The following is a 25,703-nucleotide window of genomic DNA, read 5'->3' on the forward strand; positions in this document are numbered from 1 at the left end:
TCGACGTAACAGCGCTCTAAATGCATGGGATGAGATTGATAATGAACTCTTTAAACCACCCGAAGACCGGGATTGAAGTATCAAGCGATATTGAACTGAGCAATGCAGTGCATGCCGGGCACTACCTGACCGGTGTTTTCGTTTGTGCAGACAGCGACACTCAGCACGCATTGCTGCGGCAGGACAACATGGTCAAAGTCGATGTGCCGACTGCTCCGGCTGCCCGGGTGAAGTATCTGAAGAACTGGGCCAAGCGGCAGAGAAAGACTGCGATGTCCACTGGATTTGCCAGCATGCTTGTGCTGCCAATGTTCGCAGTGTCCGCTTCTGCACAAGATAGTGCTGCGGTGAACGCTTCCGTTGCTGAAGATGTGGTCAGCGCAACCATCCAGGACGACGGAACGTTGCTGCTCACCATGGAGGACGGCAGCACTCAAATAATAGCCGAAGGTGACTACAGCGTTACCGCCGATGGCCAAATCATGATTGAGGCCGACGCCCTTGCAGGCGTGGAAAGTGCCCTTGCTGGCGGAGTGATGGCGCCGGTTCTCGGTGTTCTGGCGGGCGGTGCTGCTCTCGCTGGCGGGGGTGGCAGTGGTGGTGGTAGCGGTGGCGGCAGTCCGGTTGCGACAACAACAGGCTTTGTCATCGACGGATACATCTCTGGTGCGACCGTTTTTCGGGACGCAAACGGCAATGGCCTTTTGGATGATGGCGAGGTGTCCACAACAACCGATGCACAGGGGGGCTTCACCCTTGGGGGTGATCAGAGCGTCTCAATCGTTTCGACCGGGGGTACTGACATCTCAACAGGCTTGCCGTTCACGGGCACGCTGACGGCCCCTGCAGGATCGACGGTGGTGACGCCTGTCACAACAATGATCCAGAAGATTGTTGAAGAAGGGACGACGCTGGAAGCTGCAATTGCTTCCGTCAATGCGGCACTGGGCCTGCCAGCAGACACGGACGTTCTGAATGAAGATCCCATCGCAGGTGAAAATGATGCCCTTTTCGCAGCAGGTGCCAAGATTGCAAACATTGTCAGCGTTGGTGTTGCGAATGGCGCCAGCGAAACGGCAGTGCTTGAAGCCTTGGCAAGGTCCCTGGCAGACGCTGAAGACGGTGAGACACCTCTGAATGACAGCGTGAACCTGACGGAAGTGTTTGTGGAAGCGCTGGGGGCTGATCCGGAAAATAATGATCCTGCTGACGTGGCAGGCTCTGTCGCAAATGCCAACAACCTGATCGATGAACGCGCTGCCGAGGGAGATACCGATGGCATCGCTGATGTGCAGCAGGTGGTTCAGGGGGATATCTCTGACCAGGTCAGAAATGGTGAAGTGGACGACGTCATATCCGCAGACGAAGTAGAAACTGCTGCCAACGATGCTCAAGACGTTGTGGATGGCAAGATTCAGTTTAAAGCCGCTTTCGCTGAGGATTTTGACGGCGAAATCGTTCTGGCCGACGAGGCATCAGACGGAGCTTGGTATGTTGATCGCTACGCCCCCGAAGCGTTTGAAGTCGTCGAACTTGAAGGCGAGTCCGTTCTGCGTATGACCACCGAGGCTATCGAGGGCCAACCGACATTCGAGCAAACGCAAGGTCGCAAGATCGATCTGCCTGTCGGGGCGACGGAGGCCTCCATCAAGCTCTATATTGATGCATCTTGGGATCCTGCAGACAGCGGGACCGGCTTTCGACAGTCCGGTTTCTGGACGACGGCCTTGAATTCTGAAAATGAGTCCGATCTTTCTTTTCCGCTCATTGAGTTCTCCACGTTGGATGGCGTGCCAAATTTTCGAGTTTATACCGGCGTAGGTTCAGGGGTGGACGCAGAGTGGATTGATCTTGGCGTGCCGGAGGGTTTCGAGTTCGGAACGTTTCAAGAGCTTGGCATTGCGATTAATCCAGATGGATCAGTCACATACACTATCGGCGACCTGACCCAGATCGTTGATACATCTAATGGCGACTTCGACGTGGCGGCCTTGGATAATGTTATCTTGCAGGGCTATAATCAGGTTCCCGGCGACGAGACTGCAGCGCGCCCGTCCTATGATATTCACTGGGATGATCTTGAGGTGACAAGCGAAGCCGGTTTCGTTGATAAAGATGTAAACCTCTCAAAATTTGGCCCCAATGTGGATTTCCTGTCCTCGTCATACGAGGTATTAGAGGGCGTCGATCTGACGCTTACGGTGGGGCAGGCAGACGGCCTGAATGTTTTTGGCAATGGTACGGTCAAACTGGTCGGTGCGGCTGATCCGGATGTTGATTTGTCGGGCATTTCGGCAGAAATCGACGCGACCGACGTGGAAGGTTTTGCGTTCACCTTGACGGCGGAGCAGGCCAATGGGTTCGAGATTGATCTGGCCGATGATGCCACGCTGACCATTGACGTCGACTACGCCGATCTGAGCAGCGACAACCCGTCCCTGAGCCCTGAGATTGATATTTCCGGGATCACCGTCAATGGCTCCAGTTCTCCCGTTGATTGGTTTCAAGTTCTGGACGCGGGCAGTGTTGCAGACACGTTCAAGCTGATTTGGAACGTGGCAGATAATGCTTATTACGATGCCTTTCCGGGCGGAACGCCAGACGTCAACGGCGCCAATATTGAGCTGGGCAATCTCTACGCTCAATACCTTCTGGATGGGGGTGCCCCCCTGCTGGACATCGTGCAAACCAAGGTTGGCGGGACGCCAGATTTCGAAGCCCGTCAGCAATCCTTGCATGACAACCTTCTGGGCAATCTGACCGACGCTGCGGTGAACAGCCGGTTGAACTCGGTGCCGGCGCAACTGGACGAAGACAACCGCAATGAGGCTGGTCTGCAGTTTCATGACCGTCCGATCTATGATGGTAACGATGGCAACGAAGACGATCTGCTGGCAAGCCAGGTCTGGGATGTCGCCAACGGTATCCCCCGCGCGGACTTTACCCCCGGGGACGGTGAAATCTATGTGCTGAACGGTAATATCGTTGTCGACGCGGATCCTGATGCTGACGGAATTCAACCCTTCACGGACCTTGATGCGGCGGGACTGGCATCCGATGACGGCGCCTACATTGTGATCGGTGCCGGGACCTATGCCGGTGATTTGACAATTATCGGTACGGTCACGGTGATGGGGGTTGGCGAAGTCATCATAGACGGTGGCTTTCGGGTCGAACCTGATCCCAACGGGTCATCATCGGTTGTAACCATAACCGGCCTGGATTTGGCTTTGAGCGAAGACACCAATAGTGTCGGTTTCTACGTCAGGGGCGATGAGGTCACGCTGAACCTGACAGACACCTCTGTGGCCGGTGTTGGTGGCGAGCGTATGCTTGGGATCGAGACGGAGACCGGATCGACGCCGACGATCAACGTCAACGGAGGAGCGTTCTCGGATTTGACAACCGGTATCTATCTGAACCCCGATGCCACATTGAACGTGGATGACACGACCTTCACCGGCAACACCGCTGGGATTGGAACCGACGATCCTGCCGCTGTTACCGTCACAGACAGCACGTTTGACGGAAACGACGAAGCAATCGGGTTCAGTGGGGATGTCGACAACAGCAACGTCACGCTCTCTGGCAATCAATACGTCCAGGAAACCGACCAGGTCCTTCTCTACTTTGCTCGCGAAGAACCCGTCGTCATTTCGGGTGAATGGGACAATGTGACCATTGTTCAGTCCGATCAGGCTACGATCACCGGCACGGATGGTAACGACGTGATCGTCGACAATGCCCTCGGTACGGTGATTGATCTTACCGCCGGGGGGTCGGATTTTGTACTCTTTGTCTCAGGCGGTGCTGAGGAAGGCATCAACCAGATTCTGGGGTTCACTGCGGGTGCTCCGGAAAATGGCGGTGATATTTTTTCCTTCACGTCGGAGACTGACGCCTTGGCAGATCTGCGCGGCATGACTGTCGAGACCCTGGAGGAAGGGGACGCAATTGGTTCAGACACCGGGTTTGTTGTGTTCACAACCGAAGTGGCGTTTACATCATCGTTCTCCGATATCGTTCAGGCGGGGCTCTCAGGTGTCGAACTGACCGCCTTGCTGGAAGCGGCCGACTCGCTGGAAGGTGGCGAGGGTGGAAGCGTCCTCATGGCGGTATCCAATGGTGAGGATACGCTGATTCTGGATGTGGATATGGACGACCAGATTGCCAGCGAGGACCGGGTCGCAAGTATCGCTTACCTCGAAGGTACGGTCTCGTCAGGCCTGACAGCGGATAATCTTTACGATTTCTCAGCCGTCTCTGCGAACACCTGAGGACAGTCATCAGCACAAACACGGCTCACGAACTGCGGTACCGGGAAATGTTTCTCCGGTACCGCAGTCAGAAAGTAGTAAGACAATGCCTTCGAAGCGACTTGTTCCTGTGGACGCCCAGTTTCTCGGAAAGAGCTGGGCCCGCTTTTCCTCTTACAGCTTTGCCCGATCAGAACTTGGCGCTGTAATTGGCGCTGTCGAAGTTGTTCCGGTTGCAAGCTTTGCTCCTTTTTTGTTTTGGCAATTCAAGACGGGCATGATGCCCTATATCCTGTTCTCGCTCTCGGGGGAGCGTAACGAATTCGTAGACCCGGACGGACGATGGGTTGGCAGCTATGTCCCGGCGAGCCTGCGCGCACACCCCTTTGAGATGTCGCAGGGACCTGATGGTCAGCGGCTGCTTGTCGACGTCTCCGCTGACGCGGCCCATGGTGTCGGTCAGCCTGAAAGCATTCCATACTTCGGCAGTAGCGGTGGGCTGTCTCACCCGCTTCAGGGTGTCCGCAGCTTTCTTTTGGAGCAACGGAAAGAAGCCAAGCGCACCGCTCTGCTCCTGCAAAAGCTGTCTCAGAAGCGGCTCTTTGTCAGGTACACCCCTGCGCATCTGACCCGCAAAGATCGCGAGCACCTGTTTGTGGTCGATTGGAAGCGTCTTTATGCGGACAAGGAATTGGTGGCAGATCTGTCCCAGGATATCGTTCTGCAATCTATCCTTCATGCGCACGCGGTTTCCCTGATCCAGATAGGAAAGCTGCGGGCCCTTCAGGCTGGTGACTATAGCAAAGCTGCCGAGCACGTCGGCATACCTCAGGGCTTTGATGCATTCATCGATACTGTAAGCACAGCGATCCAGAATGAGTAACATACTGAAGCATTTGGAAACCCGTGACCGACCGGGAACAATTGTTGTTCTGTTCTTTTTCCTAACGGGATGTACGGTGATTCCGCCCGAGGTATTTACCACAGAAACAGCCACCACATTAGGTGAGGTCTCAGCCCGCAAGGATCAGGCCCCGCCGTCTATCGTTCGCGACTCGACCTTCAAGGACAGTTTTTTCGGCAAGACAGTGCGTCAGGCAGTGTTGGATTTCCCCGCGCTCAGTGGCCAGAACGCACGGGTGAGCGGCGCCGCAGCTCGTCTCGATGCCTTGCAAGGTAGCCTGCTGCCGCAGCTTTCGGCGGGTGTCTCCGCTGGCCAGGCTGTTGCTGGTGACAATTCCGGGGCAACCGCCGATGCCTATGTCACGGTCCGGCAATTGATATTTGATGGCGCCGCTACGAAGAACCGGATTGCGTTGACACAGATCAGTCAGAAACAGCTGACCCTCGAATTGGATGTACTGCTGTCCAGCCTTTCGCGACGGATCGCAACCGCTGCGCTTGATTTATGGGAACAGACCCAACTGTTGGAACTGGCCGGAGACGATGTCGCAGCGCATGAGGTCTTTGTTCAGCAAACACGAGAGCGCGTCACCGGCGGAACGACCACAGAAAGTGACTTACTCTCTGCTCTCAGCAGGCTTGCGGATGCGCAGTCGCAACGGGCTCAGGCGGTCGCTGCTCAGGCTCAGGCGCAGGCGTCCTATATTGCTTTGATCGGTCCTTTGCCTGTCGTTTCCGGCCTTCCGCCACCGCTGCCGCGCCTGAGCGATGAACTTGCTCGCAATCGCATTGATACCAGCAGTCAACTGGCAGTGTTGAGGATGCGTCTGGCTGGGGCGGGCGCGGAAGTGGACGTGGCCCGGTCGGGTCGGTTTCCGGGTATTTTCCTTGAGCTCACAGGGCGTCAAACCGATCTGGCGAGCGAGGACTCCGAATTTGAGGTATTTGCAGGTTTTTCCGTCGACCAGAGTATTTTCTCAGGGGGTCAGCAACGTGCAAGGGAAGAGCAGGCGGCAAGCAACCTGCGTCTCGCCGAAAGTGTGTTTGATGAAACCAGGCGTGAAATTCGCCGACAATTGGATGTTGCGTTGGCCAATCGCTCCGCGGCAGAGCAACAGGCTGCGGCCGCCGCTGAGGCTGCGCGGGCAAATGCCGCGGTGCTGGATGCTGCACGTATCCAGTTCAGCATTGGGCGCCGCGGCATCGTCGAGATATTGGATGCACAGCGCGACCTGACCAGTGCACTGGCACGTGAGATTGCCTTGCAGGGTGTTCGCATCAGGACGGAGTTGGAGATCCTGGAAATGACTGGCGATCTTGCGACGGTTTTCGGCATCGATCATGCCGGCACCAAAAGCGCCCGCCGCGCGCCACACCGGATGTCGGCTGAGAGGGTATCAGAGGATGGATAGACGCCTGATATGTAAATGGGGTCGCTAGAATGACGGTCGACGAAGGGTCAGACAGCAAGCCGTCGGCACTTGAAGCCTGTCTGATATTTGCGGCCAGAGAATTCGGACAGCCCACCTCTCTGGTCAGTCTGCGTGCAAATGCCGTTGGTCAGGAAAATGAGATTGGCGTCGAGGATGTCACCCGCGCTGCGGAGCGGCTGGGTTTTGTCGTGGCACTGGGTCAGATTTCGTTGACACAGTTGGATGCGGACATGCTGCCTGCCATCCTCGTCGGTCCGGAAGGCCGGGCTGTTCTCGTGACCCAACGCAGACGGGACAAGGTTCTGATCCTCAATCCGGCAATTTCCAATGTCGACCTTAGCCTGGTCGCATTGACCGAATTGGGAAAGACCTATTCGGGACAGATGATTTTTCTGCGGCAGCCTGACACAGCGCAAAGCGGCGGGATGTCCAATGCGAAAAATTCGCATTGGTTCTGGTCGACGCTGCTGAAGAGCAAATGGTCCTACACCCAGGTGATGCTTGCCGCTGCGGTTTCAAATGTGCTCGGCCTATCCACCTCGATCTTCATCATGGTCGTTTACGACAGGGTGCTGCCTAATGAAGCGACGGAATCTCTGATTGCGTTGACGGTGGGCATCGGGGTGGCATTGGTGTTTGATTTTATCATCAAGTCCCTGCGGGCCAGTTTTGTTGATCGCGCGGGGCAACGGTCCGATCTGATCATGGGGCGGCTGATTTTCGAAAAGCTGCTGGATATTCAGATGCAGGCCCGGCGCGGATCAACCGGCGCAATTGCAAACACCATGCGGGAATTCGAGACACTCCGCGATTTCATCACATCCGCAACACTGATCGGGCTGGTCGATCTTCCATTCATTGGCCTTTTTATCCTCGTCATCAGCCTTGTGGGCGGGCCGCTTGCCCTTGTTCCAGCGATCGCGGTTCCGCTGGTTCTGATAATTGGCTTGGCCGTGCAGCCAATCTTGAGCCGGTCAGCTGACAAAAACCATTCCGAAGGTCAGAACAAACAAAGCGTTCTTGTTGAGACGGTGTCGGGCCTCGACACCATCAAGACCATCGGCGCGGCCCGTGTCATGCGGCAAAGATGGGACCGGGCCCTTGCGCAGCAATCGGGTCACGCGCTCCGTTCGCGGGCGGTCTCGCAATTTGCGCTGAACGCGACAGCCTTTGCGCAACAAACAGCACAGGTCATGATCGTCTTCTACGGGGTCTTTCTCATCCAGGCAGGCACGGTCAGCATGGGTGCTTTGATTGCCTGTGTAATCCTGACCGGCCGAACCCTCGCCCCCCTGGCCCAACTGGCGCAGACCATGACACGGTTCAGCCAGGCCAGATCATCGTTCCGCTCCATCAGCCAGCTCATGCAGCAGCCCACCGAACATCAGCCGGGCCGGACCTGGCTCAGCCGTCCCCGCCTGCAAGGTGCGATTGAGTTTCGGGATGTCTCCTTTGCCTATCCGGAGGCGAAAAACGCCATCCTGCGTGATCTGTCTTTTCGGATTGAGCCGGGTGAGAAAGTTGCCATTTTGGGTAAGGTCGGTTGCGGCAAAAGCACCGTCGGCCGATTGCTCACCGGGCTTTATACTGCCGACACCGGGCAGGTTCTGGTCGATGGTACAGATGTTACGCATATTGATCCGTTGGATTTACGGAACAACATCGGAACTGTACTGCAGGATGTCTGGCTCTTCAGCGGCACAGTTCGCGAGAATATTGCCGTCGGGGCACATCGACCCAGCGATGACGACATACTTGCCGCCGCACATCTCGCTGGCGTGCACAGTTTTGTCGCGGCCCATCCGATGGGGTACGATTTACAAGTTACCGAGCGGGGGGCGGCCCTTTCCGGGGGCCAGCGTCAGGCGATTGCGCTGGCGCGCGCGTTGGTTGGCCAAAAGCCAATGCTGTTTCTTGATGAACCGACCAGCGCAATGGATGTTCAGACGGAAAAGACCCTGATCGAACGTCTTTCAGAGTATGGCGCGGATCGTACCGTCATTCTTGTCACCCATCGCACGGCGCTGCTGGAGGCAGTGGACCGGGTCATTGTGATGGATGACGGTCGCGTTGCGCTTGATGGTCCCAAGGAACTGCTGACCAAACGACAGATGTCAGGCAAGGTCGCACCCACGGTTGTTTCAAATGCAGGGTGATGAAACCTTCCATAAGATGCTGAAACAGAGGCAAAAACACCGTGGCCTTCGGGGCTCGCTTCTTCTGTTTTCGATCCTCGCGCTTTTTGTGTTTGTCATTGCCTGGGCCTCAATTGCCGAGATCGATGATGTAACCCGCGCGGATGGCCGGATCATTCCCAACAGCAGTGTGCAGGTAATCCAGGCCCCTGAGGCTGGTGTGGTTCAGCACGTGCTGGTCAAAGAAGGTGATCTCGTTGAAATTGGCGACATGCTGGTCGAAATGGATGGCACCTTTGTTTCAGGGCATCTTGATCAGGAGCGCCAGCGCGTCTTTGCGCTCAGGGCACGAGCTGCGCGCCTGGAAAGCGAAGTCAACGGCAGCGGCATTTCGTTCTTGCCCGATGTAACTGCGTCTTCTCCAGCTGTGGCAGCGTCCGAAGCGGCATTGTTCAGCGCGCGCAAGTCAGTCTTGCAGGCTGAAAAGGATGTATTGCTCAAGCAGATTGAACAACAGGGCGTTGCGATAAGGGAGGCCGAAACCCTGCTGGAGTCGGCGACATCAACACGCAATCTGGTCAAGGAACAGATTGCTCTCATTGCTCCTCTTGTGGATCGGGGGCTTGAGCCAAAGACCTCCCTGCTGCAAATGCAAATCCAGCTTGGCGAATGGGACAGTCGCGCAACGCAGGCCAAGTCTGTCATGAACCGCGAAAGGGTCCGTCTGCAAGAAGTTGAAAACAGACTTCTGGCATTGGATATGAGCTTTCGATCCGCAGCGTTGGAAGAGTTGACCCATGTCAAAGGCGAGTTGGCCGGGTTGGTCCCCTCCTTTCCCGCGCTTGAAGAGAGGGTAAGAAGACTGGTGTTGCGCGCGCCCGTGCGCGGGATCATCAATCAGGTTTTCGTCCCGAATGTGGGAAGTGTTGTTGGTGCCGGACAGGAATTGATCGAGATCGTACCTGTCGATGAGACGCTGCTGGTGGAAGCGTTCGTGCGCCCCGCCGACATCGCGTTCCTGTATCCCGGACAGCCGGTTAACACCAAGATTACTGCGTATGATTTCTCGCGTTACGGCGCCATGGACGGACAGATCAGACGTATCGGTGCCAGTGCAGTCAAACATCCCGATCGAGACGTCAATGTCTTTGTCGTTGAGGTCGTAACCTCGTCAGAGTTGCTAGATGCTGATGAGCAGGCCGTAGACATCGTGCCCGGAATGGTCGCAGAAGTGGAGTTCTTGTCAGGGCGCAAGACTGTGCTGGACTATATTGTCAGACCAGTTGTGCGCGTTCGAGATCGCGCTCTTCGAGACTAATGTGATGTTTTTTTGAGACTGACGCAGGGTCATTTGAATTCTACCGGTATTCAGATTGAAAATCCCCCATACAATATTGTAGAGAAGATCGACATTATACGGTCTGAACAGACTTGCACAGAATCTGCGTCAGATTGAGCGCCTGGTGTCTGAAAGGCAACACGGTAAAATTTTTTACCTTTAAAGTCAAATGGATACAATGAACCGAAAAAAGATATGCCCAGATCTTTTAAGATACTTCTGTTCCCGAAAACGTGGAGCCTGATGTAAAAATTGTGAGCACGTGGTCTGAGTGAAAACATTCAATATGAGAAAAATTTGTCAGCCTGAACCAATTAACGACTAATTTCCGCCGTTTTTTGGATTTAGTAAAAAGTTTAGTGCATTTGTCTCGTCGATCTTTCATTCGGACTTACCTTCTGTTTTCAACGACAGGTAGGATGCGCGTGCAACTCCTGCCGGGATAAGCTTGTGGATGATAATGAAAGTATTGGTAATTTGCATCATTAGTGAGAAATTCTTCGGATGACGAGAAACATTAGTACGCTTGCGCAGCTTCGGATGCTCTTGGAGAGTATGGAGCATGATCTCGGCCTCAAGAAGCTTACACCCAACGAACGCGATCTTCTTTATGCAGCCCAAAACCTGTCGGGCGAGACCAACGAATACGTTCGCAGTGAGGAACTCAAGGGCCACCCGCTTTTGAAATCCATGACACAGCCTACATACTATCGATCGCTCAAGCGTCTTCTTGAATTGGGCTTCATAGAACTTCCAAGCGGTAAAAAGACCGGCCTCTATCGCGTTAACTTCAGCATCGTGATTGATTAGCTTATTCACAGTCGTAAATCTTTTGATGTCAGTTACTTAGAAATTCATACGCAGCCAGAATGACAGCTATAAACATGCTGAGTTGCACCCAGGATGACGTCCAACTCTCACTTTCGGATGCGGCGCGGGCATTTTTTTCCTGCCGCATCGGGGGATGATACTCCAAGGCGCAGGCAGATCTTGTGTTAAGCTTGCGATATTCCTCGCACTGATATCCCGGCTGTTCATTCACCGCGCTGCTGAGGTTATTGGTACTTGCCGCTGAAAGCGCTATCGACAGCCCGGTTTTCGTGGTGGGCAAGCGCAAGCTTGCGTCGTAAAGCAGACATGTGGTGGCAGTGAACGCGGTCGTTTTTACACTCTCACCAACAAGTACGATCGGCACCTCACAATTTGCCTGCCGTATCCGTTGAGCGGTCTGGGATGACAGGCTGTTTAGGGGGTCACCAGAATTTCTCTCATGGTCTGCCCCGGCTGTATCCACGAGAACGATGACCGACATTGCGTCCAGGTCGAGATGATAAACCTCCTCAGGCCTGCTCAGCAATATCGAGAACACTTCTGCCCCCCACGCCGTCATCCACTCGGCCAGTTCAGGGCACCCCGCCTCGTCGAAACGGACCAGACCGATTGTTTTTTGAGTCAGAAACGGGCCTCCGCATGGCATGGGCTCCCAGGTTTTCTTCTCCGCCTGCGGCGCGCGCTCTGTCGTTTCCCTCTTTAAGCCTATAGCCTGCAAAAGGTGAACAAACCGCCCCTCATAAATATCATTATGATTATTCGTGTCGGAGCTTGTTAGTAAAGTCATTCTAGGATACATGGCTATAGCCCTTTGTTAACTTATATAAAAAGGATTTTTTTCAAGCGGACTTCCCAGGGTCTATCTCTTAAGCTTGAATAATAATATCAAAATGATAAATTTACAAGAAGATGTCACCCGCGCTTTGAACATTTTTTTCGAGCTATACTAGGCGTGCTGGGGTTTGCTTCTTGATTTGAAAATAGCTGCTCTCTTGTCAACTGGATGGGCCTTTTCGCACTTCTTAACCGTGGTCGCTATTGAACTTGCCTTGGTCGCGCCGCTTCCCAAGACCGTGCCGCTGTTTTATCTGCCGCATGGCATTCAGCTGCTGGCGGCATGGGCTTATGGGTGGCGGTCCGTGTTGTATCTGCTGCCCGTTATCATGCTCATCACCTTTGGAGGCGCTGATATTCAAAAATGTGAACTGTCCGACATCTTCATGTCATTTTTCAGTTTGATCTCCGCCCCTCTTGCTATCTACGTTGTTCGTTGCCTCATCGCCAATGAACGAAGGTTTGCGCGCTTGCGGCTGAATTGGCGGATTTTGATACTGGGTGGGTTGCTTGCAACTGTGTTTAACTCGGGCAGCATCCAAGTTGTCAATCAGTCCACATTGCCACTCCCGGAAGGGATGAGCTATTTTCTATGGCTGGTCACAAGTGACATGGCAGGGCTGATGATTGTCCTAACCTGCCTGATGTTCATGTTTCGATGGGTGCGGATGTTGTATCAGAACAAACTGGAATCACCTTAGCCGGCACTATTCAGTCTGAATTTTCTTCTGCCGTTGCAAACCGACCCTGCCCTTGAGTTTATGAAAAAGAAAAATGGCAAGGCAGAGTCCAATTGCCACGGCGTAGAGGGCGACCAAGGCGGTTAACCAGCCATGGCCAGCGACCAGAACAATCGCCGCGACACCAAATCCAACCACACTTGCGAATATGACTACAATGCTTGCCATTGCTCGACATCCGCTGATTGAATTACTGGAATGGCAACATTGTATGACATCGAGTGTAATCCCTGTTATGAAGTAAGATAATGTATTAATTTATCATAATAATAATAATAAACAGGATTATTGCTGTTATACAAGATATTTTTTTTCAAAATGATAATTTTTATTGAGGGCTTATTTTCTGATCCGCATGTTGCTTCGAAAGCCAGCCGGATTGCCGGAAAAGCGAAGACAGTCTTGCAGAATTGTCCCGTCGCAAGGGATCCCGCAGAACCGGTATTGCAGCTGATCGGAGGCACTCCGTGAGGCGACGAAGAAGCGTTTGGCGGCAGATAAGCCGCGTGCTTTGCGGGTTCAGGCCACCCTTAGCCTCAACATCCGTGATGACGAAGCGTGCCGGTTTTTTGACATATCGGCGGGATCTCTCCGATTGCATGACATGCTGATAAGCTCTGCATGAATAGGCAATGAATTCCGAATTAAGGGAAAATTCTGCCCCTGTCGCGCGCCGACCGGTTCCTTATCTTTCAAGTATATCCCGGAAAACATGACCATCAATTGGTCCTGTGCCTTCCATGGATAGCGGTGCCTTTGCGCCGCGACCGCAGAGTTCAAGCGGCCATTGATTTTGAGACGCCCTGACAAGGCAGAAACGAAAGAAGGTGAGAGCATGGAGATTTTCGAGACAACCTTACGGGATGGTGAACAACAGGCTTTTCTCCATTTTACGGCCCGGCAGAAAGGCGAACTGGCCATTTTACTCGAACAGCTCGGCGTTGATGTCATCGACGCCGGTTTTCCCGCTGCATCGCAGGTTGACACGGACGGCGTCACGCAGATCGCCGGTCAGACGGATACCGTCAAACTCAGCGTCCTGTCGCGGCCGATCAAGAAGGATATCAAACGGGCTTTTGAGGCATTGAAAGGCGCCGAACATCGCTCTCGGATCGCCACATCCGCACGGCCTTTCGATCTGCTTGCGCCCTCCTCGGAGCAAGCCCGTCGCGCATGCAGGAAAACGATAGATCGCTCCTGCGACCTGATGCATGAAGCACGAATCTATTTTCCCGAAGCGCAGTATTATCTCATTTGCGCCGGAAACCGTGATCCATCGTTTCTGATGGATTTGAGCGCATCCGCCGCCTGTGCAGGTGCCACGCATATCGTGGTTGCCGACACCCTCAGCACAATGGAACCAGACGGTTTTGGCACACTGGTCGGCCGCATCAAGGCCGCCTTGCCGCCCGGCACGACGCTGGGCGTTCATTGCCATAACCTGCTTGGCCTGAGCCTGGCAAATTCGATTGCCGGAATCAGGGCGGGTGCGACCCAAGCCGAGGTGACAATCGGAAATACCGGCGATGGCGGCGGCAACACTGCTCTGGAACAACTCCTGGCCTATGCCGCTTACTTTGCACCCGAGAATCCGCAATTCGCCAATGGCTGCAAAACTCAGATGATGGCCGAAGTTGTGCAGGCTTTCATGGATCATACCGGAATGCAGTTCTCGCCGAACAAACCCCTGGTGGGAGATATCAGCTTCCTTGTCGAAACCGGAATCCACCAATCCATTCCGGCAAAGATCATGCAGGATGTGTTTTCCCCCGAAACAATCGGACGCAGCTCAGAAATCGTTATCGGGCGGCATAGCGGCATCGCGGGCATTCTGGACCAACTCGACAAGATGAACCTGCGCCCAGCGAATGTGGATCAGCAGCTGCTCTACCAGCACGTCATGCGCGCTGCCCAAAAGAACGGATCGGTTCCCAATCGTGAACTGGGTCAGATCGCGCAGTCACTGGTGACAAAAACCAACGTCGAAAGACCCTGATACCTGCCCGATCAGACCTCGCTATATAGGAGCAACCGACATGGCCAAGAAGCCTGCCAAGTCAAAAAGACCGGAAGACCCCGAGCTGATGCGCGACCTGCGCCGCTTCATACGAACCCGGGGGACAACTTATCTGCGTGATCCAAATGTCACGTCGATTGGCATCGGGCGCAAGAACGGCGACGGAGAGATCAGTGTTGTCTTCACCGTTCGCGAAAAGCTTGGCGTGTCCGCCCTGGAGAGCCTGGGGTCGAAGGTGCTTCCTGAACGGATCGACACAAATGGGCGATCCGTGCCCACGGACGTCGTTCAACGGAGCTACAAACCGTCTTACACGATCGTCGAGCGCGGCCCGGCTTCGGCTCTCAAATCGCGGCTCGATCCCCTGGTGCCCGGCGCCAGTGTCAGTCATCCTGATGGAACTGCGGGGACTTTGGGGGCGATTGTGTTCGACGCCACCAGCGGCGCACCCTGTATCCTGTCGAACTGGCATGTTTTACATGGTGAGACGGGCCAGATCGGTGACAGGATCGTTCAGCCCGGCCCCTTCGATGACAACAACACCAAGGACAACACCTGCGGTTCGCTGTTGCGCAGCCATCTGGGCATTGCCGGTGATTGCGCGCTTGCGCGCATCGAGGAACGCAGCTTTGAACGGGCGGTGTACGGCCTTGATACCGTCCTGACACAAATAGCCGATGTCAGTCTGGGCGATACGGTTGTAAAGACGGGGCGCACAACCGGGACGACATATGGCATTGTGCGGCGGACGGATGTCATCGTTCAGATCGATTTCGGAGACACAGTCGGCACTCAGGATATCGGCTGTTTTGAGATCGCGCCGAACCCAGAGTTTCCTGCTGCGGACGGCGAAATCAGTATGGGGGGAGATTCCGGCGCCATCTGGATTATCTCCGAGAGCGAAAGAGCGACGGATATCTTCGCAGGGCTGCATTTCGCCGGCGAAGGCGATGCCAGCCCCGATGAGCATGCGATGGCCTGCTACCCCAAATCGGTGCAGAGCAAGCTTGGCTTCACATTGGCCCCGCCGAACGCGCAGCCGTCCAAAAATCACACGGTGCCTGCGAATGAGACACTCGGCTACGACACTGATTTTCTGGGACTTCCCGCGCCGATGCCGGATCTGTCACTTGCGCTGAAACGCGATGCGGTGAATTTCGGAAAAGCACAGACGATCCCTTACACACATTTCTCCATCTGCCTGAGTGCCGAGCGCCGATTGGCGCGGTTCGTTGCCTGGAATACGGATGGCGCGCGCAAGGTGCAACTTGGGCGTCAAGGCTTTCGGCTGGATGATCGTATTGCAACGAAATACCAGCTTGATGACACGCTATACGCCAACAACAGACTTGACCGCGGGCATATCGCGCGGCGCGCCGACCTGGCCTGGGGAGAGATCGAAGAAGCACGTCAGGCCAATCGCGACTCCTTTTGCTTTACAAACATTGCCCCTCAACACGAAAGCTTTAACCAATCCGGACGGGGCGGCATCTGGGGGCAGCTCGAGGATCTGATCCTGGAAGACGCCGATGTTCAGGATATCCGCATTTCCGTGCTTGCGGGGCCCTTGTTCGCCGAGGACGATCCCAGCTATCGCAATGCCCTGATCCCCCGCAGCTTCTGGAAGCTGATCGCCTACCGTGGTGCGGATGACACTCTTAGAGCCGCTTGTTTTGTCTTGTCGCAAAGTGACTTGCTAAACGACATCGAAAGCATCGATTTTGATCCGTTTCGGCTCTTTCAGATCTCTATCCCGGAACTCGCGGACCAAACGGGGCTCGGGTTCGATGCCTATCAGGATGCAGATATCACGCGTCACTCCGAGCGACTGAGCGACACCAGCGCCTCGACCCTAGCCGATGTCAAAATGGGAGTCGCGATGCGTGAAATCAGGCATCGGCGGGAGGTGGCATTTTAAGCAGCCGCTCGCCGCTCTGATCGTGAAACAACGCCAGGCAATGGAAAGGAACGACCATGGCAGATACTGTTATCGACGCAGGACACGGTGGGTTCCGCGACATGGGCGGCTCAAGTTGGAACAACGCGGTGGGTCCGAACGGAACACTGGAAAAGAACCTGACGCTGAAGGTTGCGATACGGATCACCGAACGACTGAAAGACGTCCAGCTCACGCGTGAGCAGGACGTGAATGTCAGCTTGGCTGCCCGTGCGCGGATCGCGAAAACGACAAAGGCAAGGGCATTTGTTTCGATCCACTTTAACGCGTCCGATGACGGTCAGGCGCAGGGGACAGAAACGCTCGTGCACACCAATTATTCCAACGCATCCGCACAGCTCAGCCTGATTGTTCAAGACAGTCTGCTGCAGGTGACACAGCTCCCGGACCGGAATCGCAGCTTTGATCCAAGCCGGATCAAGCCTCAACCTCTTGGGGTTCTGAACCCTTCTCGCCATCACCCGTCAACGGCCGCTTGCCTTGCCGAAGTCAGTTTTCTGGACCGGGCAGATGAAGAACAAAGGCTGCAAGATCCCGCGTATCTCGATCAGATCGCTGCAGCCATTTGTGAGGGCATCGAGACCTACCTCGGGCTGCCAATCGCCTTGCCGGAACCAGCGATTGAGGAGAGCGAAGACGCCGTTGCAATCGCGGCGCAGCAGCAGGAGTTGACCGCGCTCAGCTACCAAAAACTGGATATGGAGGAAGCTGATCGAGGCGATGACGAAGAACAAACCGAACGCGAAACCAAGCCACCTGCCCTGTTCGGCGCAGATTTCATAAACGGCACCGTTCGCGCACAGGCTGTCAGCGCCTTAAAGGCGTTAGACAGCGACTATCTGAATGCATTTACAGCCTTCCTGGAACCCCTTGGCTTGCGGCACTTCACCCCGAGTGAGCTTCTCTTTCTTGGAAACGCGCATGGTGGATCGGGCGCATGCGGAGGGCTGAACGGACTGCCGCCAAGGGATTTGTGGACCAATGTTGTGCCGACGATATCGATGCTGGATGAAATCCGCGCGCGCCTTGGGGCGCCGGTACGCGTGTTTTCGGCATACCGCAATGACGCATACAACGCCTGCATCTCGGGAGCCGCCAATAGCCATCACAAACAATTCCGTGCGATCGACTTCACCGCCAGCGCCGGCACGCCCGAAATCTGGCGCAGGATCGCCGCTGACATCCGCGCAAGCGACAGCCGCTACGCCGGCGGAATTGGCAAGTACATCTCAGGCAACTTCGTTCACATCGACACGAGAGGACAGAACAGCGATTGGACACAAAGCTAGTTCAATGACTGCAATGATGGCGCTTAGCCCAAAGAAGCAGAGAGCGGTGCAGTTTGAGCCACCACTGTCGCAACGCTGACGAGCCACAGGCGACCTTCTTCGCATAGTACCCTGCGGACCGGATGTCATTCATCAAAGAAAGTGATCCGGGTTCAGATTTGAAATCTCCCGGAAGTTGTCTGCCCCCAGAACGTGCCGTAGTTGCATCGATAGATAGCGATCATCAAACTTTTCGGTCTCGGTCATGTAGTAATCTGACCCAAAAAGTGTCCTGGCCCGCACCTTTGGATTGCCACGCAGGATGACTGAAATTGCCGGCAGAAAGCGTTGGGTCGCAAAAACCGTGTGGGAGATATCAGTGTAGAGACCTGGATACGCGCCACACTCAATCAATTGCATGATCTTGGAGAGCCAGTTGATATGCCGTCGCTGTTCGATCGGTGCGTCATGCGGCAAAAGCTTGCGGCTTTCGGCAACCTCGAAATACATGGCCCAGTGCTCCAGGCCGCCGAAATGCGCAAGACAGATCCGCAAGCCGTGATGTTCCTTGAGAATGTCGCGATAGTTGTCTGGATCGCTATACCGGACGGCCTCGGCACGCGATTCTTGCCGCGAATAGATGCCACCTCTGGAGCAATGTGTCATCACTGGCACATCGTTGGCAGCGCAATATGCCCACATGTGTTTCAGGCGCGCATCCTGTGGCCAATATCCAAGCGGCGGATAGAGTTTGATCCCCCGGAATATCCGCTGTTCTGCAGCGCGCTGCCTGGTGGAAAACGTGGCTCAAGCTGCTGATGAAGCCTTGCCTGCCCCTCGGGGCCATCATAGCGGCGTGGGTCAATCGCCAAGAATGGCGAAATACAACCGTCCGACTGCTTGGCGATGCTTTCAAGCTCGTCATGTTGCTGATCGATATCGATGTTCGGCTTGCCCGCACCGATATATGCCATATCCATAGGCAAGACGATAAACCGTGTGTTATCAGGATAATAGCTTTGGATGATCTTGAAAGTCTCTGACTGGCTAGGCCTGCCCTCAATCTCAAGGAAATTCGCATATCTGCTGAACCGATCACGATCATTGAACGGATTGAGTGACCGCAGAACGCGTGCAATCGTTCGTTGAAAGGGCAGCCTTGCCAAGGCCATCGTCAGGCCAAAGGGCAGAAAACCGCGCGGTACGTGGTCCAGCAAGAATGTGTGGGTGTGACAGTTGGTGATTACATCGTCTGCGTTCTTGGGCATTATGCACCTTTTACTGGATCAGGGCACCACCGCAGTCCGGTGAATTCAGAGGCAGGTCTGACGGGGTGTGACGACACGTATCTGTTGCAAGCATCCCGACAAGGCCGCATAAATCTTGTGACCCGCGCACTTGTATCACCAATGCCCATCACGGAGCTGCCGTTGAAAGCGGTGGACGCTGCAACCTGCGCTCTGGTGAAACGCGCCGCAAATCTTTCAGATCTATCAGAGCTTGTCTAAATCGCTGTCGTCGCAAGACCTGAGAATGACGCCAAGCAAGGGCACAACCTGAACAAGGGCATACTGTCCCCGGTCGCCGCGTATGGTGATTGCAATTCGAAGGTTTTCCCGGACATTCAGCACTCCTGAACATGTCATGTGTTGAAGCGAGCCTCTGTGTGCATCCGCCGCGTCGGTGATAAAGACAAGTGATCGCCCGATGCCAATCTTTAGCCAAAGCGCAGGTCTTGAAAACCGAATGAATAGGGCGTGAACGCGTGGTAAGGACGCCCGCAGAAATCCTGCAGCGCGGTGCCTTAGACCGGATACGAACGCACCCAAGCCAGCATCCATCAATAGCGCGACCCCTTCGATAGATGGGTCCCCAGGTGCGATCTTCGCAAACCTTGTGCTGCGGCATTAAACCGACACGCTCTGCAACTGCCTGTATTCGGTATCGCACCATTGAAAAATGTTACTTTATAAAATAACATCAAACTGTCTGGACAGGGAGAACCATTCATGCGCAAGCAGGCCGCAATCCGCCAATCAGATGTTCTGGATATCTTGAAAAAACATAACAAACCCATGACAGCCTACGCTATTCTGGATCGCATGAAGTTGGTCGAACCTGACCTTGCTGCTCCCACAGTCTATCGCACGCTGGCAGCGCTTACGGATCAGGGTCGTGCTCACAGGCTGGAATCAATCAAAGCCTTTGTTCCTTGCCGCTGCAACCATGAAGCGGCAGTTCCGATCCTTGCCATATGTGAAGACTGCGGGATCGTTGAAGAACATGACGGTACCCCGCTGCTGCCGCAGCTGACAACAATCTCCGCACAATCCGCTTTCAGCGCCACACGTCACATCGTCGAAATCCATGGACGATGCCAGAACTGTATCGCTTGAACCCTCATCCCTTATCCTGAAGGACGACCAAAATGAAAAACCTCTCCCTCGTCGCGCTCTTTGCACTGGCGGCAAACCCCGTTTCTGCCGAAGAAACCCGTCAGCTTGGCGCCCATGAACATGGTGTCGGGCAATTGGATATCGCGTTTGATGGCACTCAAATCGCAATGGAGCTGCGGGCGCCCGGTGCCGATATCGTCGGCTTTGAATATGAAGCGCAAAGCGTTGATGACAGGGCCAAGGTTGACGCCGCCGTCGCGACGCTTGCCCGTCCGCTGGATTTGTTTTCATTGCCCTCTGCCGCCGGATGCAGCGTCGTGCAGGCCAGCGCATCGCTGGAAAGTGAGGAGGAGCATGAAAGCCATGGCGACGCACACGCGCATGAGGATCACGGTGACGAAGATCACGCGGATCATGCCCATGAGGCAGGTCATACCGAATTTCACGCGGAGTACCTGGTGAACTGCGCGGACCCCGCCGCGGCATCTGTTATCTCCTTCGCGTATTTCGATACTTTTCCAAACGCATTGGAACTTGAGGTCCAGGTCATCTCTGACAAAGGGGCCACGGCATTCGAGGTGGAGCGTGACGCGCCAACCCTCGATTTGCGAGGCATGTTTTAAGCAGTCGCAGGAAGGACATGGGCACAGATACCCCTATTCTTGACCTGAAAGATGTCCGGTATCGCTGGTCGGGTCGGGTGTCCTTTGGTCTGGATATCCCAGATTTAACTTTGCAGGCGGCTGAGACGGTTCTGCTGCTGGGCGAAAGCGGCTCCGGCAAGTCGACGCTACTGTCTCTGATCTGCGGCACGATCGCACCGCAATCAGGTGCTGTGTCGGTGGCCGGTACGGACATCGCGTCGCTGTCGGCGGGCAGGCGTGACAGGTTCCGTGCGGAGCACATCGGGCTGATTTTCCAGCAATTCAACTTGCTGCCCTATGCCAGTGTCCTGGACAATATCCTGCTTCCTTTGCGCTTTGCGCCCCAGCGCCGGGCCCGCGTGCCATCCCCGCAAGACACCGCAAGAATGCTTTGCCAGGATCTGGGCCTGCCGGATGACGCCATAGCGGCCCAGGCAGGCACGCTGAGCGTCGGGCAGCAGCAACGCGTGGCCGCAGCGCGGGCATTGATCGGCGCACCGCCGCTGCTCATCGCGGATGAACCGACATCAGCCCTTGATGCGGCAACACAGGCAACCTTTCTGAACCTGCTGTTCACGCAAGCACGGGCGCACGGCAGCACGCTTCTGATGGTCAGTCATGATGCGCGGCTGGCGACCCATTTTAACCGCGTGGTGCAGATGGCGGATATCACCAAGACCCACAGGGCCGCCGCATGATCCTGCGTCTGGCTCTTGGCTCCCTGATGGCCCGCGCCTTAACGGTCGGGATGACCATCCTGGCGATTGCCCTGTCCGTGGCGCTGTTTCTTGGCGTTGAAAAGGTGCGTACCGGGGCAAAGGCCAGCTTTGCCGATACGATCTCGGGCACCGATCTCATCGTCGGTGCCCGCTCCGGCTCTGTTCAACTTCTGCTCTATTCGGTGTTCCGCATCGGCAACGCCACGAACAATATGACGTGGGAGAGTTATCAGGATATTGCCGCACGGCCGGAGGTTGACTGGATCGTGCCCATCTCGCTGGGCGATAGCCATCGCCAATTCCGTGTCATGGGCACCACCAACGCCTTTTTCGAGCGCTATAAGTATCGCTCGGGCCAAGCGCTCGCCATCGCGGACGGCGCGATCATGGAGGAGCTTTTTGACACCGTGATCGGGGCGGATGTGGCGGCAACGCTGGGCTATGAAATAGGTGATCCCATCGTGGTCGCACACGGGCTTGCCTCCTTCATCGACCATGACGACCAGCCGTTTCGCATATCCGGCATTCTGGAGAAAACCGGCACGCCCGTGGACCGCACCGTTATCGTCAGCCTTGAGGCGATTGAAGCCATACACGTCGATTGGCAAGGCGGGGCCAGAACTCCCGGTCAGTCCACGCCTGTGGATGTCATCCGGCAGATGCAACTCGAACCTGAGGCGGTTACCGCCGCCCTGATTGGGGTCAAAAGCCGTCTTCAGGTTTTTGGCCTGCAACGCGCTATAAACGAATATCCTCAGGAACCGCTGCTCGCGATCCTGCCCGGTGTCGCCCTGCAGGAGTTATGGCAAATCGTTGGCATCGCTGAAACGGCCCTCATCGCCGTTTCCGGGATGGTCGTCGTCACTGCCCTCATCGGCATGATGGCCACGATTTTCTCCAGCCTGAACGAACGCCGCCGCGAAATGGCGATCTTTCGCGCGATGGGGGCCCGCCCGCGTGCGGTGCTCAGCTTACTGGTCCTTGAGGCCGCCTTGATGGCTGCAATCGGGGCGATCCTCGGCATCGCGCTGCTCTATCTGGGCCTCACCGTGGCACAGCCCCGCGTCGATGCCGCGTTCGGGCTCTGGCTTCCCATCGAAGCCCCTACGCTCCGCGAGTTCTGGGTTCTGCTTGGGGTCGTTGCCGCTGGCGCAATTGTGAGCCTCGTCCCCGCATTCAGAGCCTATCGTATGTCCCTTGCCGATGGTATGATGGTGCGGATATGACAAAGAAGTATGAGACGATAAAACTGTCCCGCCGACATCTGATTGCAACCACTGCAGCTTTTGCCGCAGCCCCGGGTGTCGGCCTTGCGGCCACGCCACGGGTGGTCACTTGGGATGATCTGATCCCCCCCGGTGTTCCTTATGCGGAAATCATCGGCGAAGGTGAGATGGACCCTGTTCAGGACACTTGGCTGCCCGAGTTTGACGAGAACGCCACCAAGCTGAATGACGCCCTGGATGGCGCATACATCAAGATGCCCGGCTATGTGCTGCCCATCGATATGTCCACCGCGGGTGTGACCAGCTTTATCATGGTGCCCTATGTTGGGGCCTGCATCCACGTGCCACCACCACCGGCCAACCAGCTTGTGTTTGTCGACAGCGAAAAGCCTTGGCCCGGTACGCAGCTGTGGGATCCTGTGTGGGTCACAGGCAGGATGAAACACGAATTACAATCCACAACGATCGCAGATATCGGCTATGCGCTGACTGCTGACAAGATTGAGGCTTACGAATGGTAGCCTCGCACCTGACCCGAAGGGCCGTCTTGGCCGCGCTTGGGGCCTGCGCCCTGACAGCAAAAGCTGCAAACGCCAGGGGATACATTGATCTGGAATGGACCGATCTGGTGCCGGAAGGCCAGCCAGCAATCCCGCCCGATCTCCAAAGCCTTATCCAGCATGATGGCCCCAGCCTTTCCAGCCAGCAACCGCCCTCCCAAGGCGTGCGCACAGACTGGAACGGTGAGATCGTGCGTCTGCCTGGCTTTATCGTGCCCATCGATTATTCTGGCACAGGTGTCACCGCCTTTATTCTGGTGCCTTTCGTAGGGGCTTGCATCCACGTGCCGCCGCCGCCCGCCAACCAGCTTGTCTTCGTCACGACAGAAAAGCCGTATGAAAGTACCGGTCTCTTTGAGCCGGTAAACGTCATCGGCATGTTCGGTACGGCTTCAACCTCCACACAGCTTGCGGATATCGCCTATGCCCTCTCAGCAGATCATATCGAGCCCTTCTAGGCACAAGTCGGGTTGTTGGGACTGAGGTCGGCTTGCGACGTTTCAGGTTAAAATAGCACTGAAGACAGACGCCGTTTCCAAAGCCCCAAGTCAGTTGTCAGCAATTGCCCGTCGATATCAGCTGTCGTATTTTCTGGATCTTCTGTGCCCCCATGTGGCGCTTTCGCTCTTTAATGAGGGTGTAATCGCCCAAACCAGACCTACGCAAAATCTGCACTTCACGCCCCCAAAGCGGCCGTCCCGCATAACGCGCAGATGATCCGTCAGGAACGCGATCTTGCCGAAAGGCTGTATCGCCGTGCGGACGGCGCCAAAGTCATCGTTGCCATGCCGACCTTAGCCCAAGGTCTAAATCTCCCCGCTCATATTGCGATCCTTGCCGGAGACAAACGGTCTGACGATGGCGAGCGCGAAGCGCTTGAAATCCTTAACGCAGCGGCAAGAGCGGGTCATCTTGCCAATGGCATCGTGCTCCTTGTACCCGAACCAATTTTGCAATTCTCGCAGGCTGACTTAGTTGAACCCGACGTCATCCAGAAGCTTCAATCGGTCCTCCCGGAAGATGACCGCTGCCTTCCCCTCGGCGATCCGCTTCAGGTAATATTAGACCGCGTCAGCGCTGCCGATCTAACCGACCACGACGTCGAATACGCCCTCAATCGCCTAGCAACTGCCATAGCACCAAATGAGGCGGATGCGGAGGTCAAGACTGGGTTCGTAGTCAAGAACTCATTTGCGGTGGTAGTCCCGTGAAAGTTTAGGGGTGTCTGAAAGTAGCACTTTCTCGAAGATGAACGAGGAGATTCTGATGAAGAAATCAAAGTACAGCGACGCGCAGATCATGGCGATCTTGAAGCAGGCGGAGAATGGTGTGCCTGTTGCCGACCTGTGTCGTGAACACGGCATGAGCAGCGCGAGCTTCTACAAGTGGCGATCCAAGTATGGCGGCATGGCTGCCAGCCTGATGGCGTGGATGAAGGAGCTCGATGAGGAGAACAAACGCCTGAAGCGTTGGAGGGATCAGAAAAGGCCCCAGTGGGGCGTTTTCCCCGAACAACGGATGCCGAGAAGAGCATGCAGAACGATTTGCTGAAGGAAGCCCTTAGGAAAAGTGGTGAGGCCGTCTCAAAGGCGCGAGATGGCCGAATGGGCGGTGCGCTACCGATCCGCCAGCATCGCCTTGGCATGTAGGGCCTTCAGCATCAGTGAGACGTGCTATCGGTATCAGCCCAAGCTCAGCGATGAGAACGAGCTGATCGCCGATTGGCTGGTCGCGCTCACGAATGCCAAGAAGACCTGAGGCTTTGGCCTGTGCTTTCTGCATCTGCGGAACGTGAAGGGGTTCAAATGGAACCACAAGCGCGTCTACCGCATCTATCGCGAGCTGGAGCTGAATATGAGGACCAAGCCGCGGAAACGGTTGCAGCGTGAGAAGCCTGAACCTCTGGCGGTGCCGGAAGTCCCGAACGAGGTCTGGTCGATGGACTTCATCACCGATCAGTTGTCCGACGGTCGGTCCTTCCGCACACTGAACATTCTGGACGACTTCAATCGGGAGGGGTTGGCCATCGAGGTCGACTTCTCATTGCCATCTGAACGCGTGGTCTGGACGCTGAACCAGATCATTGCATGGCGAGGGAAGCCGTTGGCCATTCGCGTCGATAATGGCCCTGAATACATCAGTGCCAGGCTGCAGAACTGGGCAGAGAAAGCTGGGATCGGTTTGATCTACATCCAACCGGGCAAGCCGCAGCAGAATGCCTATGTCGAACGCTACAACCGAACCGTCCGCACCGAATGGCTGGGACGCTATCACTTCAACAGCATCGAGGAAGTGCAGGAACACACAACACGCTGGCTCTGGACTTACAACACTGAAAGGCCAAACATGGGCATCGGCGGGATGACCCCGATACAGAAACTGAAAGCAGCTTAGATTCTACTGAAGCACCCCTCCAAAAATGGGGGGATTACCACTCTACGTCCA

21 protein-coding genes and 1 pseudogene are annotated in these 25,703 nt (G+C 55.5%); 18 read left to right on the forward strand and 4 right to left on the reverse strand.

The window, feature by feature from the left end; translation table 11 throughout:
• Window positions 1-41: 41 nt before the first annotated feature.
• From H7847_RS05575 to H7847_RS05600, 6 genes are all read left to right on the forward strand, one after another.
• Complete coding sequence (locus H7847_RS05575) at window positions 42-4,277, forward strand: hypothetical protein (RefSeq protein WP_227268397.1); 4,236 nt, start codon at window positions 42-44, stop codon at window positions 4,275-4,277.
• A gap of 85 nt (window positions 4,278-4,362) precedes the next feature.
• Window positions 4,363-5,139 (forward strand): SapC family protein, encoded by a 777-nt coding sequence (locus H7847_RS05580; protein ID WP_227268398.1) that lies wholly within the window; start codon window positions 4,363-4,365, stop codon window positions 5,137-5,139.
• The gene (locus tag H7847_RS05585) at window positions 5,132-6,571 is read left to right on the forward strand and encodes a TolC family protein (RefSeq protein ID WP_227268399.1); all 1,440 of its coding nucleotides are present in this window, start codon (window positions 5,132-5,134) and stop codon (window positions 6,569-6,571) included. Before H7847_RS05580 ends, H7847_RS05585 begins: the two co-directional genes overlap by 8 nt.
• Before the next feature lie 29 nt (window positions 6,572-6,600).
• Entirely contained in the window at window positions 6,601-8,748 is a 2,148-nt protein-coding gene (locus tag H7847_RS05590; protein WP_227268400.1) for a type I secretion system permease/ATPase, read from the forward strand.
• Window positions 8,749-8,764: 16 nt separating this feature from the next.
• Window positions 8,765-10,045, forward strand: a complete 1,281-nt coding sequence (locus tag H7847_RS05595) for an HlyD family type I secretion periplasmic adaptor subunit (protein WP_227268401.1) — start codon at window positions 8,765-8,767, stop codon at window positions 10,043-10,045.
• Between the two features lie 525 nt (window positions 10,046-10,570).
• Window positions 10,571-10,876, forward strand: a complete 306-nt coding sequence (locus tag H7847_RS05600; protein ID WP_227268402.1) for a hypothetical protein — start codon at window positions 10,571-10,573, stop codon at window positions 10,874-10,876.
• 28 nt (window positions 10,877-10,904) lie between these two features.
• Here H7847_RS05600 and H7847_RS05605 read toward each other — a convergent pair whose 3' ends face one another.
• Window positions 10,905-11,684 carry a hypothetical protein gene (locus tag H7847_RS05605; RefSeq protein WP_227268403.1) on the reverse strand — a complete coding sequence of 260 codons (780 nt, stop codon included), beginning with the start codon at window positions 11,682-11,684 and terminating at the stop codon, window positions 10,905-10,907.
• A gap of 175 nt (window positions 11,685-11,859) precedes the next feature.
• Here H7847_RS05605 and H7847_RS05610 point away from each other — a divergent pair, with 175 nt between their 5' ends.
• Window positions 11,860-12,432, forward strand: a complete 573-nt coding sequence (locus H7847_RS05610; RefSeq protein WP_227268404.1) for a hypothetical protein — start codon at window positions 11,860-11,862, stop codon at window positions 12,430-12,432.
• A 6-nt stretch (window positions 12,433-12,438) separates the two neighbouring features.
• Here the strand turns inward: H7847_RS05610 and H7847_RS05615 are convergent, their stop codons facing one another.
• Window positions 12,439-12,639, reverse strand: coding sequence for a hypothetical protein (locus H7847_RS05615; protein ID WP_227268405.1), 201 nt, complete (start codon window positions 12,637-12,639; stop codon window positions 12,439-12,441).
• Between the two features lie 667 nt (window positions 12,640-13,306).
• Between H7847_RS05615 and H7847_RS05620 the strand changes: the two genes are divergently transcribed.
• The 3 genes from H7847_RS05620 to H7847_RS05630 are packed head-to-tail and all read left to right on the forward strand — an operon-like array spanning window position 13,307 to window position 17,734.
• On the forward strand, window positions 13,307-14,467 hold the full coding sequence (locus H7847_RS05620) for a LeuA family protein (RefSeq protein WP_227268406.1): 1,161 nt from the start codon (window positions 13,307-13,309) through the stop codon (window positions 14,465-14,467).
• A gap of 40 nt (window positions 14,468-14,507) precedes the next feature.
• Window positions 14,508-16,406, forward strand: coding sequence for a DNA/RNA non-specific endonuclease (locus H7847_RS05625; RefSeq protein WP_227268407.1), 1,899 nt, complete (start codon window positions 14,508-14,510; stop codon window positions 16,404-16,406).
• 56 nt (window positions 16,407-16,462) lie between these two features.
• Window positions 16,463-17,734, forward strand: a complete 1,272-nt coding sequence (locus H7847_RS05630) for an N-acetylmuramoyl-L-alanine amidase (RefSeq protein ID WP_227268408.1) — start codon at window positions 16,463-16,465, stop codon at window positions 17,732-17,734.
• Between the two features lie 132 nt (window positions 17,735-17,866).
• On the opposite strand, the gene H7847_RS05635 is transcribed toward H7847_RS05630, so the two are convergent.
• Both H7847_RS05635 and H7847_RS05640 read right to left on the reverse strand, forming a co-directional pair.
• Window positions 17,867-18,481 carry an amidohydrolase family protein gene (locus H7847_RS05635; protein WP_227268444.1) on the reverse strand — a complete coding sequence of 205 codons (615 nt, stop codon included), beginning with the start codon at window positions 18,479-18,481 and terminating at the stop codon, window positions 17,867-17,869.
• On the reverse strand, window positions 18,421-18,981 hold the full coding sequence (locus H7847_RS05640; RefSeq protein WP_227268409.1) for a hypothetical protein: 561 nt from the start codon (window positions 18,979-18,981) through the stop codon (window positions 18,421-18,423). Before H7847_RS05640 ends, H7847_RS05635 begins: the two co-directional genes overlap by 61 nt.
• 741 nt (window positions 18,982-19,722) lie before the next feature.
• Here H7847_RS05640 and H7847_RS05645 point away from each other — a divergent pair.
• The 8 genes and pseudogenes from H7847_RS05645 (at window position 19,723) to H7847_RS05680 (ending at window position 25,652) form a co-directional block, all read left to right on the forward strand.
• The gene (locus tag H7847_RS05645; protein WP_227268410.1) at window positions 19,723-20,109 is read left to right on the forward strand and encodes a Fur family transcriptional regulator; all 387 of its coding nucleotides are present in this window, start codon (window positions 19,723-19,725) and stop codon (window positions 20,107-20,109) included.
• A 32-nt stretch (window positions 20,110-20,141) separates the two neighbouring features.
• Window positions 20,142-20,732, forward strand: a complete 591-nt coding sequence (gene zrgA, locus H7847_RS05650) for a zinc uptake protein ZrgA (protein WP_227268411.1) — start codon at window positions 20,142-20,144, stop codon at window positions 20,730-20,732.
• Between the two features lie 17 nt (window positions 20,733-20,749).
• On the forward strand, window positions 20,750-21,451 hold the full coding sequence (locus H7847_RS05655) for an ABC transporter ATP-binding protein (protein ID WP_227268412.1): 702 nt from the start codon (window positions 20,750-20,752) through the stop codon (window positions 21,449-21,451).
• Window positions 21,448-22,698, forward strand: a complete 1,251-nt coding sequence (locus tag H7847_RS05660) for an ABC transporter permease (RefSeq protein ID WP_227268413.1) — start codon at window positions 21,448-21,450, stop codon at window positions 22,696-22,698. The genes H7847_RS05655 and H7847_RS05660 overlap by 4 nt, the downstream gene beginning before the upstream one ends.
• Window positions 22,695-23,219, forward strand: coding sequence for a DUF3299 domain-containing protein (locus H7847_RS05665; protein ID WP_227268414.1), 525 nt, complete (start codon window positions 22,695-22,697; stop codon window positions 23,217-23,219). The genes H7847_RS05660 and H7847_RS05665 overlap by 4 nt, the downstream gene beginning before the upstream one ends.
• Window positions 23,213-23,716 (forward strand): DUF3299 domain-containing protein, encoded by a 504-nt coding sequence (locus H7847_RS05670; RefSeq protein ID WP_227268415.1) that lies wholly within the window; start codon window positions 23,213-23,215, stop codon window positions 23,714-23,716. The genes H7847_RS05665 and H7847_RS05670 overlap by 7 nt, the downstream gene beginning before the upstream one ends.
• Window positions 23,717-23,971: 255 nt before the next feature.
• The gene (locus H7847_RS05675; protein WP_227268416.1) at window positions 23,972-24,469 is read left to right on the forward strand and encodes a P-loop NTPase family protein; all 498 of its coding nucleotides are present in this window, start codon (window positions 23,972-23,974) and stop codon (window positions 24,467-24,469) included.
• 55 nt (window positions 24,470-24,524) lie between these two features.
• Window positions 24,525-25,652 (forward strand): annotated as a pseudogene (locus H7847_RS05680) (IS3 family transposase).
• Window positions 25,653-25,703 lie beyond the last annotated feature (51 nt).

Origin of the sequence: Roseobacter weihaiensis, assembly GCF_020622345.1 — a bacterium.
In the GTDB taxonomy this organism is placed as follows: Bacteria; Pseudomonadota; Alphaproteobacteria; order Rhodobacterales; family Rhodobacteraceae; genus Roseobacter; species Roseobacter weihaiensis.